This window comes from Limimaricola cinnabarinus LL-001 (assembly GCF_000466965.1).
GTDB lineage: Bacteria > Pseudomonadota > Alphaproteobacteria > Rhodobacterales > Rhodobacteraceae > Limimaricola > Limimaricola cinnabarinus.
Genome location: NZ_BATB01000021.1, coordinates 1 through 17,025 on the forward strand (window position 1 = coordinate 1; position 17,025 = coordinate 17,025).

Below are 17,025 nucleotides of genomic sequence, written 5' to 3' on the forward strand. Positions count from 1 at the left end.
GGAAGCCGAGGGCGAAGGTGGAGGCACCGTGGAAGCCGAGGGCGAAGGTGAGGGCGAAGCTGCTGCTGCCGGCGAAGGTGAGTCCGAGGGCGGCAGTTCGGCGCTCGAGCCGGCTCTGGCCCATGCGCGCAGCCTGCTGGTGATCGACGGGCTGCTGCGCGCCGCCGAGGCGCAGCGCGGGAGCGGCGAGGACGCAGCCGAGCTGATCGAGGAGGCCGCCGAACTGGCCGAGCACGGGCTCGAAGGGGCGCTCGCGGGCGAGCTTTATGAACGCATCGAAGAACTCGAAGCGGCCGCGGACGACCAAGGCTTTGCCGAACTGCACGAGCGTCTGGCTGCCGCCCGGGCCGAGGCCACGGCCGCGGATCGGCTGGAAGCGATCTCCTTGGGGCTGCGCGCGGCCGGCGAGCACTACGCCGAGGCGGTCACGGACGGCGCCGTGAGCGATCGGACGGAATACCTTGAAGCCTTCGGGATCTATGAGGCGGTGAAGGCGGAGGCCGATGCACTTGCGGCATCGGATGAGGCCGCGGTGGCCGAGGTCGGCGCGGAAGTGCGCGCCCAGATCGAGGAAGCCGGTGCCGCGTTCGGCGGATCGGCCGGTGAAGACATCACCACGCCGGAAGCCAGCCTGCTTCATGCCGCCGCCGCGCGGGTCGAGCTCTCCGCCCTGAGCTGCGCTGATCCCATGGTCCATGTGATCGGAGGCGTCCTCGATTCCCACGAGGTCGCCGCGTTGCGCGAGGCGATCGAGGCGCTTGAGTTCGAAGACGGCCGGCGCACCGCCGGCCGCTATGCGAAGGGTGTGAAGAGCAACGAGCAGGCGGCGGACACACCGGCCCGCGAGGCGATCTTCGCCAAGGTGCGCAAGGCGCTCAGTGCCAACGAGGTGTTCACCAGCGTGGCCCGGCCCCGCAAGTTCGCGCGGATGCTGGTCTCGCGCTATGGACCCGGCATGGCATACGGCACCCATGTCGACGACCCGATCATGAAGGGCAGCCGGACTGACATGTCCTTCACCCTCTTCCTGAGCGAGACCGACAGCTACGAGGGCGGCGGTCTCGTCATGGAAGACGCGATCGAGGAGCGGGTGATCCGGCTGGAGCCCGGCGACCTCGTGCTTTACCCGACCAGCGCCCTGCACCGGGTGGAGCCGGTCGAACAAGGCACGCGCGTGGCCGTGGTCGGCTGGGTCACCAGCTGGGTGCGGTCGGCAGAGCGGCGCGAGGTCCTGCACGATCTCGATGTTGCCGCGCGCGCGTCTTCGACAGCCAGGGCAAGTCGCCGGCCTTCGATCGACTGCTCAAGGCCAAGAGCAACCTCTACCGGATGTGGGCTGCCGACTGAGGGCATCTCCGCCGCGGTTCGCTGCGGAGCGGCGGCTCCGTGCTTCGCGTTTGGCGATGGCTATGGTTCCTGCCGGAGCCAGACCATCGCCAGCAGCGCGGCCCCGAGTATCCAGATACCGATCACAGCCGCAGCGGCGATGGCGCTGCGCGGTCGTGCTCGCGACAGGGCGGCCTCCCGGAATTCCTGCATGAGCGGAGCCGGGATTAGCCGTTGCGCCAGCATGATTCCGAGCGGCACGATCAGCAGATCGTCCAACTGACCCAGCACCGGAATGACGTCGGGGATCAGGTCGATCGGGCTCAGAGCGTAGGCCGCAACGGCTCCGGCCACCAGTTTCGCGGCCAAGGGGGTGCGTCGGTCGCGCGACGCGATCCACAGCGCCACGACATCCCGCTTCAGGCTGCGGGCCCAAGAGCCGATCTTTTCCGTCAGAGCGGTCATGGCTGCGCACCTCCCTCCGTTCCATTGCTTCCGCATCTGTCTTGGCATTCGCGAATGACAAATACCGCCCCTCAAGATGGAAAACCTGTAAAACAGGTTGCCCTCGACCAACTTCCCGCCAGTGATCCAACTGATCACACCGAACCCACCTCTTGCCTCGAATGCTCCTCGTCACTGGAGTTTTCGGCAAGGCGTCCGTAGATCGACACTCCGATACTGGCGGACATGCCATGCAACACAACGGAGGCTGTCACGGCGGCGCTGGTGATGGTCCATGTCCGTGGGTCATGCAGCATCTCCTGCGCGTGCAGCGCGTAGTAGATTGCCGCCACGCCCACGGGGCCGAACCAGCCGAAGAAGACGGCATCGCGTCGCTTCACCCCCATGAAGGGCGCCAGCATCAGGAGGGTCAGCGGTCGGCGTAGCGCAAGAACAGCAAGCGCGAAGAGCCCGAGCGCCCAGCCCTGCGCCGTCCACGCGCTCCACGGCAGGAGCGCGCCGGTCAGCACGAACACCGGTAGGGTGAACAGCTTGGATACCGCCTCCTGGACGTTCTCGTCCTCCATCTCGGCCTTGCGGTCCACCAGCGCGTTGAAGGCGATGCCGGCGGCGAAGGACGCGAGGATTCCGTCCGAACCCACGGCACGGGCAGCGCTCACCGCCAGCAGCGACAGCGCCACCGTCATCCCGAGGATCGAGCTTTCTGCCACCCAGCCCCGACGGTCGCCGACCCGCAGAATGATAGCGGCCGCGCCGCCAAGCGCAGCGCCGATGGCAACAGCCAGAAGAACCCCCACCGGAATGGTGTGGGACAGGAAACGGCCCAGCCCCGCCTTGGTGCCTTCCGTCAGAAGCAGCAGCGGCAGGAGCACGAGCAGGTAGGCAAGCCCGTCATTGGCCCCGGATTCCGTCGACAGGATGGTTCTCGTATCCCGTGGCAAGGTGCTCTTGGCGACGTGCCCGGTCACGATCGAGGCCGCGACCACGGGATCGGTCGGAGTGATCGCCGCACCCACCGCGAGGGCCATCAGCGGCGCCAGCCCGAAGGCGAGCCAGGCCAAGCCGCTGGACACGGCCCACATCAGGAGAAGGCCTGGTCCGAGGAGAAGTAGCAACGGTCGCCGCAAGCGCGGCAGGTCCTGTGCCGGAATCCGCAGCGCCACACCCATGACCGAAATGGCCAGCGTCACCCGGGCGGCTTCCTTGAGGACAAGGTGCGGATCGCCCCAGTTCTCGGGCCGTATCAACCCGAGCCCCACCGGGCCCGCAGCCACCCCGATCGCGAGCGCCAGCAGGGGCCGGGACAGCGGCAGCTTCTGCAAGAGACCGGAGGTCAGGCCGAGCCCCATAACCGTCAAGGCCGCGAGCGCCATTGTCAGGTAGAGTTGCTGCATGATCGTCCTTTCGCCACCTCCATCGAAAGGCCAAACGGAAAGCCGCATGAGGGTTCCGTAACTTCACGAGCGGGCTCGCTGCGCACCCCGAGATCCGGGAAGCCGGGGCATTTTAGAACCAGCGGTTCAAGGTTGGGCCCCAAAGCAAGATCACCGTCTTTGTATGGGGCCGCATGGCGGAATGGACGGCACCGTGGAGCTGTCCTGATCCTCGGATAGCCCTGCGCTGGCGCCTTCATTCTGACCGATGGGGTGTCTTGTTGAGACTTCTGCTCAAAGTATCGCACCCGCCCTTCCGCGCGTGGTGGAGCTGCGGAAATCGCGGATCTTGCGAAGACCGCGGGTTGCCCGGTCCGCATCCGAGCCTTCGTGATGCCAGCGTTGCCCCAATGTGCGGATTGCCCACCTCGGCAAGGCGATCCGGGGCCAGGGATCACGAGGAATGAATGCTCCCACCGAGGGACATCAACACGGATGAGAGCTGGCGCTCGGAGAAGGGTTTTTGCAAGCGGGGCTTATTCTCGAAAGCGGGTTCGACCACCGAGTAGCCCGTGGAGAAGAAGTAGGGAATGCCCAAGGCCGCCAACCGCTCGGCAATGGGATAGCTGGTCTCGCGGCCGAGGTTGATGTCGAGCATGGCGAGATCGATAGGCTCCCCTTCGACGATCCTCAGGGCCTGCTGCACCCGAGCCGCCGGTCCGACCACGATACAGCCAAGCTCCGAAAGCATATCCATGAGATCCATGCAGACGAGCATCTCGTCCTCCACCACGAGAACACGCAACCCGTTCAGAGCAACCCCGTTCATTGAAGCTGCCCGTGTTCTGGGACGAAGATGTCCCAACTCACCCCGGAGCGGTCCGCCCTCATCTGCACGTCGCCCCCCAACTCATGCGCCAGCCCATACCGGAGCAGATAGGAACCGAAGCCGGACGCGTCGAACGCTTCGACCGGCGGACCGTCCTTTTCGGTCCAGGATATATGCAAGGTGCCGTCTTCCATGGTTCTCCAGCACAGATCGATGTAGCCGGTATCGCCGCGCAGAGCACCATGCCGGGCTGCGTTGGCGACCAGTTCGTGAAATCCCATGCCCAGAGCCAGAGCGACTTTCGGCTCAAGACAAACAGGGGGGCCGTCGAGCCGGGCGCGTGCCTCCCCCTTTGCCTCGCCCAGAAATGGCGCCAAGGCGGTGTGGGCCAGATCCTTCAGATCGACGGCTTGCCAGTTCTGGCGCATGATCAAGCTGTGGCTGTGCGACAGGGCATGCAGCCGTTCCTGGAACGACCGCATGGCCGCTTCCTCTGCACGTCCCCGGAGGGTGCGGCGCGCGATGGACTGCACGGTCGCAAGCATGTTCTTCACACGGTGATTGAGTTCCTGGATCAGGAGTTTCTGGTGCGCCTCCGCCTTTTGCCGGTCCGCGATCTCCCGCTGCGAGGCCTCGAACAGGGCAGCATTGTCGATCGCCGCGGCCGCCTGCGCGGCAATCGCGGTCACGATGCCCTCGCTCCGCTCGGTGAATACCCCGACATCCTCATGACCGAAAATCAACGCACCATGGATTGTCCCGTTGCACGCCAGGACCGGCACCGAGAGATAGCTTGAAACGGGCAGGTGGCTCTCCGGCATGCCGCGGAACGGGGGGGTTGCGCCCGTAGCGCGGATCGCGCCGGATATCCGGAGAACGAACCACGCGACCCTGCGCGAAAGTCGGTTCGAACACGGCCGTATGCCGCGGCTGCGGAAAGGCCGCGAAGGCGTCGCGAGATGCGCCGGACAGTGTATAGAGCTGGAGTGCCTCGCCGTCTCGGATCACGTTGTAGAAAAACGCACCGAATTGAGCGCCCGCCAACTCGGTGGCCGCCTCCGTGACAGCCTGGACGATCTCCTCGAGATCCAGCTTGCTGGCCAGCATGCTGCCGGTCCGATTGAGGATCTCGAGCATGCGGGTTTCTTCTTTCAGCGCCGCGATGGCCGCCAGATCACCTCCTGTCGGGCGCAGCTCCAGCACCGTGCCCACTACCCCGCCGCCTTCGCACACCGAACTGGCGGTATAAATGATCGGGTGGGCCTGACCGCTCCTGTCCACCAGGACATCGTGCTGTGGCTGCCCGCTGGCGATCGGGAAGCGATCGTGAAGCGACAGATCGGCGCCATCCTGCCCGATCACGTCCCACAGCGACCGGCCAAGCATTTCATCTTGCCCGTAGCCGGTCAGCGCCTCAGCCGCCCGGTTCATGAAGACGCAGCAATTCTGGGCATCGAGAAGCAAGAGTGCCTCGCTCGCACGATCGCAGAGCGCCGCCAGGAGCTGGCCCGAAGGAGTATGAGTTGTTGTTGTTGTCAAGAATGAACTCTGCCCGTTCTTGTTGTTATGGCCCAGTAGACCCCAAGCGCGGGTGAAACTAAGGCCGATGCTGTTCGTTTCCAATGGCTGTAGACATTCCCGCACATGTGAAGCTTGGCCCCCTCGACTGCCCGCCATTCGTCGCATTGCTGTCGGTAATTCCAGCTTGCACCGTTCTTCCTCGAAATGAGATGGTATCTCCGATAACGCTCGGTAGAAGTGGACCGGGTGCTGACAGCCTTGAGCTGTCCGGGATAGGCGATGATCGAGAAAGATCCCGATATGGACAAAGTCCTCGACCGGATTGCAGGCTGCGGAACCTATGAGTGGCATGTCCTCGAGAACCGGCTGGTCTGGTCCGAAGGACTGACAAAGCTCTATGGCCTTCGCCGACCGCCTTCCGCGGAGCGGGGCTTCCTGCAACTCGTGCACCCCGAGGATCGGATACGGATCGAGGCCGAGATATCGAGCTATCTGGAGACCGGAGACAGCTACGAGCACGAATTCCGGATTGTCCGTCCCGACGGGCATGTGCGCTACATTCACGACCGTGGCACCATCGAGCGCGACGCCGAGGGGCGGGCCCGACTTCTGCATGGCCTCAATGTCGATGTCACCCGGGCGCGGGAAATCCAGGCCATGGAACAGGAGGCCCGTCTCGGCACAGCGCGGGGCATCGGTTTCTACGAGTATGATGTGGCGCAGGCGAAGCCCTGGTGGTCCGAGGAGATGTTTCGGGTTCTCGATCTGCCGCCTGAGCGGGACCTCGATCTGGACCGTATCACTGAAGAGCGGGTTCACCCCGAGGACCGTGATCGCCTACGCGACTTGCAGGATACGGCGTATCGCAGGCTGGGCCCCTTCGAGATCGAGTATCGCTTTTTCCAGCAGGACGGCGGAGTTCGGTGGATCAGGGACCGGGGAGAGGCCGTGGGTCCACTGGACCCGGCCAGCGGTCTGGCTTGGCGCATTCGCGGCACGATCACCGACATCACCGAGAGCAAGCGGACCCATCCCGCAACCCCGGCAGGCTCGGTTACCTTTCGACAGGTGATTGAACGGGCGCCCTTCGGCATCTGCGTGATCGATGAGGACTTTCGGCTGGTGCAGGTCAGCGCGGGCGCCGCGAAAGCCTTCGGCGGGATCACTCCACTGGTCGGTCGCGATCACCGCGAATTGCTGCGCGCGATCTGGTCCGAGCCCTTCGTGTCGGATGTTGTCGCCCGCATCCGGAACACCCTCGATACGGGGAAGACGTATCGCGACCTGCTGGCGCAGGAGCATCGACGCGACCGCGATGCCGATGAAACCTACGCATGGGCCCTGGAGCAGATCCGGTTGCCGGACGGCCGGCCCGGGGTGGCCTGCTACTTCTACGACCTCTCCGGCCGCACCGCCCAGGAAGCGGCACTGCGCGAGAGCGAGGAGCGGCTGCACCTCTCCCATGAGGCGGCCAACATGGGGGCATGGGATTTCGATCTCGCCTCAGGCGATGTCGTCTGGACTCCGACGCTCTATAAGCTTCTGGGGCTCGACCCCGCCACGCCGTGCTCGACGGATCTGTTTTTCAGGATGATCCATCCCGGTGACAGGGAGACGGTTCAGGCAGAACTCGAGCGCTCCATTGAAACCGGCAAAAACTTCGATGCCGTGTTCCAGGTCCGGCGGGCCGACGGGGACATTCGCCATATCGCCGGACGCGGCCGGGTCATCCGGTATGAGGGCGGTCGTCCCATCAGGATGATCGGCGTCGTCTTCGATGTCACCGAGCGGCATCGCATGGAACGGCAGACCCGCGACAGCGCCGAGCGGCTGCGCCTGGTGCTCGACAACGCCGTCGCCTTCATCGGCACGCTCGATCTCGACGGGCGGATCGTGGAAGCGAACGCGATGGCGCTCGAGGCAGGCGGCGTCGGGCGGAGCGAGGTCATCGGACAGCTGGCCTGGGAGACATACGGATGGTCTTACGATCCAGAGGTAGTGGAGCAACTGCGCGCGGCTGTCGCGCGGGCGGCCACCGGTGAGGTCGTGCGCTACGACGCTGTGGTGCGCGTTCCGGACGACGGGCGCATGACAATCGACATGCTGCTGTCGCCCATCCTCAACGACGATGGAAGCGTTCGAGAAATCGTCGCCTCCGGTTTTGATGTGACCGCTCGAGAGAAGGCGAAGGAGCACGCTGAGTTCCTGATGCGGGAGATCAATCATCGGGCCAAGAACACGCTCTCGCTGGTTCAGGCGATTGCCCGGCAGATCTGGCAGACCGATCCCGAGGACTTCATGTCTCGCTTTGAGAGCCGGTTGCAGGCGCTCGCGCATTCGCACGACCTGCTCGTCAATGACGACTGGAACGGCGTTCGGCTCGAGGATCTGGTGCGCGGTCAGCTGGCGCATTTCGGCGACCTGATCGGGACGCGCATCCATCTGCAAGGGCCGGAGACCGCGATCACCGCAAAGGCCGCCCAGACACTCGGCATGGCGTTCCACGAACTGGCCACGAATGCCGGCAAGTATGGTGCGCTCTCGCAGGAAACCGGTCACGTCGATATCGTCTGGGATGTCTCCAAGACGGAGCATGGAGACAGGCAGCTGACCGTATGCTGGGCCGAGCGCGACGGACCGCCGGTCGAGGCCCCCACCCGCAAGGCTTCGGAAGCATCGTGCTCGACCGGCTGGTGCAGGGGGCGTTCTCGGGCGAAGTTGAACTCGCCTATCCGCCTGAAGGCTTTCGCTGGCGCTTCACCTGCTCGGACGAGTGCCTGTTGTTTTGACCTCGCCGCTGAAGCCGGCAGATCCGCTGAGCTGCCCCAACTGAGTGCTCCAAGTTAATTGTTAATGCATGGTTGGCCTCCGGTCGACGGGCACGATGCTTTCTGGTGCTGGCGGGCGATAGCCAAGGGCGCTGTGGGGCCGGACGGTGTTGTAGTGCCTCCGCCATCTCTCGATCAGGATCTGTGCCTCGCGCAGCGTGTAGAAGATCTCCCGTCGAGCAGCTCGGTCTTAGGTAGCAGATGCACCAGTTTGCCGGATGGACCGGGCCGGCGAAGTTCGCTGCAATGGCGGCATGGCCGAGCCCCTGATCATCCAGACATTGACGCAGAAGCGCGCCGAGATTCTTGGACAGATCAAGGCCTACGAGACGCAGATCGCCCATGCGAAGCATGACCTTGCGCATGTGAACGCGACGATCGAGCTGTTCGCAGTGCCCGAACGCCGGCGTGCGCGCTACATCGTGAGCCACGGCTTCTTCAAGAAGGGCGAGATTGCCGACATCTGCGTGCAGCATCTGGGGGTGGACGCCGAGCTGACCACCCGGGAACTGGCGGAGCGGGTGATGATCGAGCGCGGCCTCGAGGTGTCGGACACGGCGTTGCGGAACTCGGTCGTGTTCAAGGTCGTCCAGGCGCTGCGGCACGCCAGGCACCGGCGGCTCGTCCGGCTGGTGGAAAAGCGCAAAGGCATGTGCGTCTGGAGCGCCGGAGACGCCGTCACGCTGCGCGTCGTTGCCAATACCCCTTCCACGCCCGGCTGACAGGCGCCGCCATCGCGCCGCCGATGAGACGGTCCGCGAGGCCGCCGTTGCTGTCGAAGCGGTGATCCTCGAGCCAGGCGGCGTGCGCGGCATAGGCATCGAGGTAGTGCCCCTCCACCCGAAGGTGCTGGCCGCCGATCATGCGCCGCAGCCGCGAGAAGTAGCTCTCGGCCAGGTTGGTATGAACGCCCTCGCGGCTGTAGGCCTCGGAATGATTGACGCGTTTCATCTCGAAGTCGGGCTCGAGGACGTCCCAGTGCGCTACCTCGTCGGCCGAGATGACGCTGCCGGAGGCAATCCGTTCCCGGGCGAAATCGAGAGCCTGGCTTCGCGCAGGAAGCTCCGGGGCAGCGTCCTGCCACCGTGCTGGCGCAGAACGACAACCACCCTGCGCTTGCCGCTGCGGTTGGCGAGCAGGCGGCGGTCGACCCGGTCGTCGCGCGCGTTGGCGGGCCGGACCTGGCCACCGAACACGGCCCCGTCCACTTCCACCTCACCCTCGAGCCGGGTCTCCCGGGTCTCGAGTGTCATCGTCTCCCGCAGCTTGTGCATCAGCACGAAGGCCGTCTTGTGCTGCACGTCCAGATCCCGCGAAAGCTGGACCGCGGACAGACCCTTGGCGGCGTTCACGAACAGGCAGACCGCCCCGAGCAGATCGACGAAGGCCAGCTTGCGCGAGGCGAAAACGGTGCCGGAGGTGACGCTGAACTGCCGATGGCAGGCCGCGCATTTGAACCGGCGCCGGGTGCTCAGGTCGTAGATGTCGAGGCAACCGCAGAGCGGGCAGACCGGAGCGCCCTCCGTCCCAGGCCATCGCAGCCGACAGAACCGCCGATACGCGGCGTCCTCCCCTTCCTCGTAGATCGTCCTGAGCGACAGGGTCCGGGCGGCGGCGGAAAGCAGGAAATGCTGGGACATGGTCGCCTCGCTACGCGAAACATGTTCCCATCCTGTTCCCATCCAAGATCCAAAGCAAGGGCTTGGTGCATCTGCTACCTAAGACCGGAGCAGCTCGTTGCGGAAGCGGGCGTGAAACTCTCGCAATAGCCGTTCTCCCAGGGTGATCCCGGTTCGATGAAGGCGGTCCTGGCACCGACGGCCTCGATCCAGTCCCGCACCTTCGTGGCCACGAATTCGGGCCCGTTGTCGGAGCGAATGAACTCGGGCGGCCCGCGCAGGATGAACAGGTCGGTCAGGGCGTCCACCACGTCGGTGGAGTTGAGCTTCCGATCGACACGGATCATCAGCGCCTCCTTCGTGAACTCGTCGATGATGTTGAGGATGCGGTAGGCTCGGCCATCATGCGTCCGGTCCTGGACGAAGTCGTAGGACCAGACGTGGTTCGGCCGCTCCGGCCGCAGCCGGACGCACGAGCCGTCGCTCAGCCACAGCCGGCTTCGCTTTTTCTGCTTCTGCGGGACTTTCAGCCCCTCGCGTTTCCAGATGCGCTCGACCCGCTTGAGGTTCACCTGCCAGCCGGACTGTTTCAGCAGCGCAGTGATGGGACGGTATCCGTAGCGACCATACTGGCGCGCCAGCTCGATGATGTCCGCCGTCAGGCGCGCTTCGTCTGGCCGGCCGCGCGGCACCTTTCTCTGCGTGGAGCGATGCTGGCCGAGTGTGCGGCAAGCGCGGCGCTCGGATACGCCCAGTTCCTGCCGCACATGGTCGATGCACTGGCGTCGGCGCGAGGGGCTCAGAAGTTTCCCCGCGCCGCCTCAGCCAAGATGAGCTTGTCGAGCGTCAAGTCGGAGACCGCCCGCCGGAGCCGCTGGTTCTCCTTCTCCAGCTCCTTCAGCCGCTTCAGCTGAGACCGGCTCATGCCGCCGTATTGCCGCCGCCACCTGTAGTAGCTCTGCTGCGTGATCCCGACCTGGCGCACCGCATCGGCGACCGGCATGCCTTGGCTGTGCAGCACCTCAATCTGCCGCAGCTTCAGCACGATGTCCTCGGGCTTCTCGCGCTTTCCACCCATCGCTTCGTCCTCCTCCTGACGAGATAAATCTATCTCAGTGGGCGGAGCACTTCAGTGGGGGCAGCTCAGGGCGATCATGTATCTTCGGGGCGTGTGATCCGCCCGGTGGGCCCTCCTACACAAACGATATTCTGTGTAGGAAACCTGCCCGGCGCGATTGCTTGACCTCCAGTAAGATTTTTAAAATTTCTGCGTTTTTGGTTTTTCCGGGGTCTTTAAGAAAACTAAATCCAATCTGTGAGGCGATGGCGCCTACATTGATTGGAGAATACGATGAAGAAAGAAATCGCCGCCGCACCAACATTTGGCCTCTATGATCTCAGTAAGTATAAGCTGGACTTCTTCGATGCAAGTGACGGCCACTTCTGCTGCGATGCATTTAACGAATATGGCAAGCAGATCACATGGATCCCCGTGAAGGGTGAGCCTGAAAGCCTATCCGCCGCAGCAATGGCCGCTTGCCGTGAGTGTGGCATATCCAATCATGATCAGCCCGAGATATTGGCCCTCATCGGCTCCAACGATGATACTCCGATGGATGAGCTGGGCACCTATGACTATCTCAATACGACAGGCATCTACTCCGGCATATGGCAGGCTCAATACGTCGAAAAAATGGAGGGCCCGCGTGCTCTGCGTGCGATGGGCGCGGAGGCCTGATCCGATGAAACACTCCCTCCCCCACGCCGTCGAGACGTTCTCGGCTCTGTATCGTCACCTCGAAGACGTCACCCTCCATCTCCATCACTTCGACGATGAGGACGGCATCGCCCGGACTCCGGCATTCGAGGCGGCCGATCTCCGCGTCATTGATGCCGAGCTTATGCTTGCGCGGTTTGCGCTCTCTTTCGACAACGCAGATCTCGACGCGATCCTCGTCTATATCTGTGAAGAGGAAATCAGCATCGGTGATCGCCGAGAGGAGTTTGACCTCGACCGTGGCCTGATCCCATGGGAGCTGTATGACGATCTCTCGGAGGACATCGAGGTCGATTACTTCCAACTCCAGACCGCCCGTTCTGCCGCTTGTGCCGAGATCGCTCGGCGTGAGGCCCTCTCCAATCATCAGCGCCTCGCCGAGTGCGCTAAGCGTCTTGAAGTGGCAGCATGAAGCACCCCATCCCGGATATCGTCGAGACGATTTGCGAGCTGAGCGAGAATATCGAACGTGCCCGAATGGGCTTCGATTGCTTCGACAATGAGGAAATCCTCGCCCAAGCAGATGGGTATGAGTCTGCTGAGCTTCAGGTCGTCATCGCCGAGGCCGCGCTCTCCAATTATGCCTTCGCTCTCGAAGGCGCCGATTTCGATGAGGTCATCGAATATCTGAGCAAAGAGGAGAATCTAAGCAATGATGCGCGCCGAGATTTTTATCTCAAGTATGACGGTACCCTGTGGGCGCAGTATGACCAATACATCGAGGGCCTCGAGTATGATCATGATAGAGTGACGATCGCCCTCCGTGAAACCATCTCCGAGATCAGCCGCCGCGCTAAGCTCTCAGCCCATCAGCGCCTCTCTGAGTGTGCTAAGCGTCTCGAAGCCGCATGACCCTTGGCCTGCCTCCTGAAAAGTGGTCCTCCCTGAAGCAGGCTTTCGAGCCAGTTCGGGCTTCACCCCATTCTTGGTTCAAGAGCAATGCGACCTTTCGGCCTTCTGGCCCCACCCCGAAATCTGGACCGCCTCATCTGAGAAATTCCGGCGGTTGGACGATCGGGAGGTCCACTCCCGGCCTTGGTAGCATGGCGCTCGGCGGCCTATCACCAATTGCGCCATGCGGTCTCACTTCGTTGTATTCCTGACGCCAAGTTTCGAGCTTTTCGCGGGCGTCGTCCAGATCCATGAACCAATGCTGTCCCAAGCACTCCATGCGCACGATGGCGTTGAAACTCTCGGCATACGCATTGTCGGTTGGCTTCCCGGGCCGACTGAAGTCCAGCACGACCCCATTTCCGTAAGCCCATAGATCGAGCTCTTTCGAGGTGAACTGACAGCCTTGATCGACCCGGATCGACCTTGGAAAGCCGTGGCGCTGGCAGGCCTCATCGAGGGCCTCGACGACCTCCATCGCCGTGGCGGAGCGGCAAACCCGTATGCCTGGCGAGACCCGGCTCCAGGTGTCGATCATGGTCAGGACCCAAAGTCGTTTCCCGTCGAAGGTCTCGTCGAACATCCAGTCCATCGCCCAGACTTCATTCGGACCCATGGCATCGCTGCGATCACTTCTGAGCTTGGCCATCACCCGCCGTCGTGGCGGCTTCAGTCGCACCTGAAGGCCTTCGAGGTTGTAGAGGCGCCTGACCCGCTTCACGTTCACGCGCCAGCCCTCCCGGCACAGAAGGATGTGGATGCGCCGGTAGCCATAACGGACATGGGTTTCGGCCAACTCGCGGATACGCTTTCTCAGCATCTCCTGCGGCGGCCGCCGCGCCACGTAATGATAGGTGGAGCGCGGCGCCTGCACCGCCCGGCACGCCCGTCGGATGGATACCCCGAACACGGTCTTCACGAAGTCGATCATCTCTCGACACCGCGTCGGGGTCAGATCTTTTTTCGTATGACCTCGGTCAACATTTCCTTGTCGAGCGACAGATCGGCGACGAGCCGACGCAACCGGGCGTTCTCTTCCTCGAGCTGCTTGAGACGCCGCACCTCGGACGGCATCAGTCCTCCGTAGACCTTTTTCCACCGGTAGAAGGTCGCCTGGCTGACCCCCATCTTCCGGCACACCTCCTCGACGGCGGTGCCTTGCTCCGCCTGTTGCAGCGCAAAGGCGATCTGCTGGTCATTGAACTTGGATTTCTTCATCAGCTCCGACCTCCTCATGTGGGCCATCGTAGCCGGAAACCTCTCACGCAACCTGGTCCAAGAAGTTGGGAGGGGACCAGCGCCTCGCCGCGGGCGGTCCGCGGCGCGGGCGACTTTCTTGCTCATGAACCGAGTTGGTTTGCGGTGCATTCAATTTGAAATAGTCCGCTGCCCTTTGTGACGGACCAGCCAGTTCATGGTGCAGTCACAACCGGCCTCCCGTCCTTGCGCCATTCCGGCAGGCCTCCGTCGAGCCGCCGGGCGTTGAGGCCACGCTTACGAAGCGCCGCAACCGCTTGGTGGGCGTAAACACAGTATGGCCCACGGCAATAGGCGACGATCTCCGCATCGTTCGGGAGCATGATGAGCACCTGCTCGAGATCCGCCAGGGTCGCGTTCAGCGCGCCGGGGATGTGGCCGGCGGCAAATTCGTCTGCCGGTCTGATATCCAGCACCGTCACGGAGCCCTCTGCGAGCCGGGCCGCAAGGTCGGCGCGGCTGACTGGATCAGGGGCTTCTTCGCCCCCCGAAAGGCCGCGCAGGATGCGCTCGACCTGGGCCAGGTTCCGCTCGGCCACGATGCGCAGGAGGTCCATCAGATCGAGCGTCTTCGCGTCGGTCAGCCGGTAGATCACGGCCTTGCCCTCGCGCCGGCTGGTGACCAGCGCGGCACGCCGCAGCTGTTGCAGATGCTGCGAGCAGTTCGCCAGCGTAAGGCCGGTCTTATCGGCCAACGCCTCCACGCCCCGCTCTCCCTGCGCCAGTTGCTCGAGGATCGAAAGCCGCGCCGGCGCCGACAGCGCGCGTGCCACCAAGGCGTATTCCTCAAGAAGGGCTATCTTCGGACTGATTGACATCTGGCACCTCCTGACGATACATCATTCAAGCGTATGATTGAAGCATAGCACTTCTATCGCGTCCCACAAGCCGGAAGGTCGCCTCATGTCCGAGAGCATTCTCGCTGCGGAGCCCGCGATCCGCCTTGCCGCCTTCCTGGGCGTTCTGGTGGCTATGGCACTGTGGGAGTTGGCAGCACCACGCAGGCGGCGCGAGATCCCCAGAGTGATCCGCTGGACTAACAACCTTGGGCTCGTTGTGGTCGATACTGCGATCTTGCGGCTGACCTTCCCGATCATCGCCGTCGGCCTTGCCGCCATGGCCGAGGAGCGCGGCTGGGGGCTGCTCAACAACATCGACGCGCCTTTCTGGGTGGCGGTCGTCGTCTCGATGCTGCTGCTCGATCTCATGATCTACCTTCAGCACGTGATGTTCCACACAATTCCCGGTCTCTGGCGGCTGCACCGGATGCACCATGCCGATCTCGACTTCGACGCCACCACCGGCCTGCGGTTCCATCCCGTCGAGATCCTGATCTCGATGGGGATCAAGCTCGCTGTTGTGGCGGTCCTCGGCCCCCCCGCCGTTGCAGTGCTGCTGTTCGAGGTGATCCTGAACGCCACCGCGCTGTTCAACCATGCCAATATCGACTTGCCGCGCCCCGTCGACCGGGTTCTGCGCCTGTTCGTCGTGACGCCCGACATGCACCGTGTTCATCATTCCATCGACCCGCGCGAGACCAACTCGAACTACGGCTTCAACCTGCCGTGGTGGGACCGTTTGCTGGGCACCTACATCGCCCAGCCTACCAAGGGACATGAGGGGATGGAGATTGGGATCGAGCAGTTCCGCACACGCCGCGATCTCTGGCTCGACAGAATGTTGATCCAGCCCCTGCGCGGGCCAGCATCGGGCCATGCGCTCGATCCCCAGAACACGAAGAAGGAGCCCACCGAATGACCGCAAGCGAGTTCACGCGCGGCATCCGCGAGAACAGGACCCAAGTCGCGCATCAACTGATCCAGGTGATGCTGGTGGGCTTTGCCATCGGCATGACCCGAACGGTGGTTCCCGCGCTGGCCGAGAGCGAGTTCGGGCTGGAGCGCGGCTCGTTTCTGCTGCTCGCCTCCTTCGTGGTGGCCTTCGGCGCGGTGAAGGCGGTGATGAACTTCGTCGCCGGGCGGTGGTCGGAACGCATCGGGCGCAAGCGGGTGCTGTTCTGGGGCTGGGTCGTGGCGCTGCCGATCCCGGTGATGATCTGGTATGCGCCCGACTGGAACTGGATCGTCGCGGCGACCGTGTTTCTGGGCGTCAACCAAGGCCTCTGCTGGTCGATGACGCAGACCGCGAAGCTCGACATCACCAAGGCCGAAGAACGCGGCCTCACCATGGGGCTGAATGAGTTCGCGGGCTACGTCGGCGTGGCGATTGCGGGCATCCTGACCGCCTATGCCGCCGAGTGGCTGGGCACGCGGACGGGGCTTCTGGTCTTCGGGATGGCCGTTGTCCTGCTGGCGCTGCTGCTCACCGTGGTCTGGGTGAAGGACACGCTCTCTTGGGCCAAGGCGGAGACCGCAGCGCACAAGGCTGCGCCGCCGAAGTTCCTGCCGCGCTATCCGCAGGGCGTGTCCGAGCACCCCACCACGGGTGAGGTCTTCGCGCTGATGAGCTGGCGTGACCGCCGCCTCTTCGCGATCTCCCAGGCGGGCCTCGTGGAGAAGTTCGTCGATGCGCTGGTCTGGACGCTCTTCCCGGTCTTCCTCGTGGGAGAGGGGGCCAGCCTCACCGAAGTCGGCTGGATCGTCGGTGTCTATGGCTTTGTCTGGGGCGGCTCGCAGCTGTTCACCGGGCGGCTGTCGGACCATGTCGGCCGCTTTTGGCCCAACCTGCTGGGCATGTGGATATGCGGCGCGGGCGTGGCGATGGTGGTGATGGGCACGGGCGCGCTCTGGTGGTCGGTCTCGGCCGGGGTGGCGGGCTTCGGGATGGCGCTGCTTTACCCCAACCTCTCAGCGGCGGTCGCGGACATCACTCCACCCGCTTGGCGTGGCTCGGCTATCGGCATCTACCGCTTCTGGCGCGACCTCGGCTATGCCCTCGGCGCGCTCGGCCTCGGGCTTGCCGCCAGCCTGACGGGCGCGGCGGAGGCCGCCTTCTGGTTCGTGGCGATCTCAATGTTTCTGTCCGGCGCCGTGCTGCTGTGGCTGGCCGAGGAGACCCACCCGCGGCTGAACCCCGCCAATCCTCGGGGGATCGCAGGTGCCTGACACCCTTGCCCGCCGTCTGGGTCTGCTTTCGATCCTTCTGTTGCCGTGGCTCGCCGCCGCTGCGCTGTGCCTGC

At 63.9% G+C, this 17,025-nt stretch carries 14 protein-coding genes and 4 pseudogenes; 8 read left to right on the plus strand and 10 right to left on the minus strand.

The window, feature by feature from the left end:
- The coding region (locus tag MBELCI_RS21575) for a Fe2+-dependent dioxygenase (protein ID WP_052512701.1) at positions 1 to 1,609 on the plus strand (1,609 nt) is incomplete at its 5' end.
- A gap of 20 nt (positions 1,610 to 1,629) precedes the next feature.
- Here the strand turns inward: MBELCI_RS21575 and MBELCI_RS22550 are convergent.
- From MBELCI_RS22550 to MBELCI_RS21010, 5 genes and pseudogenes are all read right to left on the minus strand, one after another.
- A pseudogene (locus tag MBELCI_RS22550) lies at positions 1,630 to 1,839 on the minus strand (YkvA family protein); the annotation flags it as partial.
- 86 nt (positions 1,840 to 1,925) lie between these two features.
- Positions 1,926 to 3,185, minus strand: a complete 1,260-nt coding sequence (locus MBELCI_RS09040; protein WP_021693885.1) for a cation:proton antiporter domain-containing protein — start codon at positions 3,183 to 3,185, stop codon at positions 1,926 to 1,928.
- A 433-nt stretch (positions 3,186 to 3,618) separates the two neighbouring features.
- Positions 3,619 to 3,993, minus strand: a complete 375-nt coding sequence (locus tag MBELCI_RS09045; protein ID WP_045319923.1) for a response regulator — start codon at positions 3,991 to 3,993, stop codon at positions 3,619 to 3,621.
- On the minus strand, positions 3,990 to 4,814 hold the full coding sequence (locus MBELCI_RS19290; protein ID WP_081698525.1) for a sensor histidine kinase: 825 nt from the start codon (positions 4,812 to 4,814) through the stop codon (positions 3,990 to 3,992). Before MBELCI_RS19290 ends, MBELCI_RS09045 begins: the two co-directional genes overlap by 4 nt.
- Entirely contained in the window at positions 4,720 to 5,865 is a 1,146-nt protein-coding gene (locus tag MBELCI_RS21010) for a PAS domain-containing protein (RefSeq protein ID WP_131505522.1), read from the minus strand. Before MBELCI_RS21010 ends, MBELCI_RS19290 begins: the two co-directional genes overlap by 95 nt.
- Between MBELCI_RS21010 and MBELCI_RS09055 the strand changes: the two genes are divergently transcribed.
- Positions 5,794 to 8,361, plus strand: coding sequence for a PAS domain-containing protein (locus tag MBELCI_RS09055; protein WP_021693889.1), 2,568 nt, complete (start codon positions 5,794 to 5,796; stop codon positions 8,359 to 8,361). The two genes, MBELCI_RS21010 and MBELCI_RS09055, sit on opposite strands and share 72 nt — an antisense overlap.
- A gap of 3 nt (positions 8,362 to 8,364) precedes the next feature.
- Here MBELCI_RS09055 and MBELCI_RS19865 read toward each other — a convergent pair.
- Positions 8,365 to 8,517 (minus strand): annotated as a pseudogene (locus MBELCI_RS19865) (integrase core domain-containing protein); the annotation flags it as partial.
- Positions 8,518 to 8,596: 79 nt separating this feature from the next.
- Between MBELCI_RS19865 and MBELCI_RS09060 the strand changes: the two are divergent.
- Positions 8,597 to 9,064 carry a hypothetical protein gene (locus MBELCI_RS09060; RefSeq protein WP_045319935.1) on the plus strand — a complete coding sequence of 156 codons (468 nt, stop codon included), beginning with the start codon at positions 8,597 to 8,599 and terminating at the stop codon, positions 9,062 to 9,064.
- On the opposite strand, the pseudogene MBELCI_RS09065 reads toward MBELCI_RS09060, so the two are convergent.
- Together MBELCI_RS09065 and MBELCI_RS09070 are read right to left on the minus strand one after the other, a co-directional pair.
- Positions 9,021 to 9,982: pseudogene (locus MBELCI_RS09065) on the minus strand (IS1595 family transposase). The gene MBELCI_RS09060 and the pseudogene MBELCI_RS09065 overlap by 44 nt on opposite strands.
- Before the next feature lie 113 nt (positions 9,983 to 10,095).
- Positions 10,096 to 11,039 (minus strand): annotated as a pseudogene (locus tag MBELCI_RS09070) (IS3 family transposase); the annotation flags it as partial.
- 273 nt (positions 11,040 to 11,312) lie between these two features.
- Here MBELCI_RS09070 and MBELCI_RS09080 point away from each other — a divergent pair.
- The 3 genes from MBELCI_RS09080 to MBELCI_RS09090 are packed head-to-tail and all read left to right on the plus strand — an operon-like array spanning position 11,313 to position 12,590.
- Positions 11,313 to 11,699 carry a hypothetical protein gene (locus MBELCI_RS09080; RefSeq protein ID WP_045319924.1) on the plus strand — a complete coding sequence of 129 codons (387 nt, stop codon included), beginning with the start codon at positions 11,313 to 11,315 and terminating at the stop codon, positions 11,697 to 11,699.
- A 4-nt stretch (positions 11,700 to 11,703) separates the two neighbouring features.
- Complete coding sequence (locus MBELCI_RS09085; RefSeq protein WP_045319925.1) at positions 11,704 to 12,150, plus strand: hypothetical protein; 447 nt, start codon at positions 11,704 to 11,706, stop codon at positions 12,148 to 12,150.
- Positions 12,147 to 12,590 carry a hypothetical protein gene (locus MBELCI_RS09090; RefSeq protein ID WP_021693896.1) on the plus strand — a complete coding sequence of 148 codons (444 nt, stop codon included), beginning with the start codon at positions 12,147 to 12,149 and terminating at the stop codon, positions 12,588 to 12,590. The genes MBELCI_RS09085 and MBELCI_RS09090 overlap by 4 nt, the downstream gene beginning before the upstream one ends.
- A gap of 133 nt (positions 12,591 to 12,723) precedes the next feature.
- Here the strand turns inward: MBELCI_RS09090 and MBELCI_RS09095 are convergent.
- A protein-coding gene (locus MBELCI_RS09095) for an IS3 family transposase (protein ID WP_110546419.1) occupies positions 12,724 to 13,847 on the minus strand; the annotation gives its coding sequence in 2 pieces (ribosomal slippage) (positions 12,724 to 13,586 and positions 13,586 to 13,847; 1,125 coding nt in all).
- A 194-nt stretch (positions 13,848 to 14,041) separates the two neighbouring features.
- A complete protein-coding gene (locus tag MBELCI_RS09105; protein ID WP_045319927.1) occupies positions 14,042 to 14,704 on the minus strand; it encodes an ArsR/SmtB family transcription factor in 663 nt (220 codons plus the stop codon).
- 85 nt (positions 14,705 to 14,789) lie between these two features.
- Here MBELCI_RS09105 and MBELCI_RS09110 point away from each other — a divergent pair, with 85 nt between their 5' ends.
- Entirely contained in the window at positions 14,790 to 15,644 is an 855-nt protein-coding gene (locus MBELCI_RS09110) for a sterol desaturase family protein (RefSeq protein WP_021693900.1), read from the plus strand.
- Positions 15,641 to 16,951, plus strand: a complete 1,311-nt coding sequence (locus MBELCI_RS09115; RefSeq protein WP_021693901.1) for an MFS transporter — start codon at positions 15,641 to 15,643, stop codon at positions 16,949 to 16,951. The genes MBELCI_RS09110 and MBELCI_RS09115 overlap by 4 nt, the downstream gene beginning before the upstream one ends.
- Positions 16,952 to 17,025 lie beyond the last annotated feature (74 nt).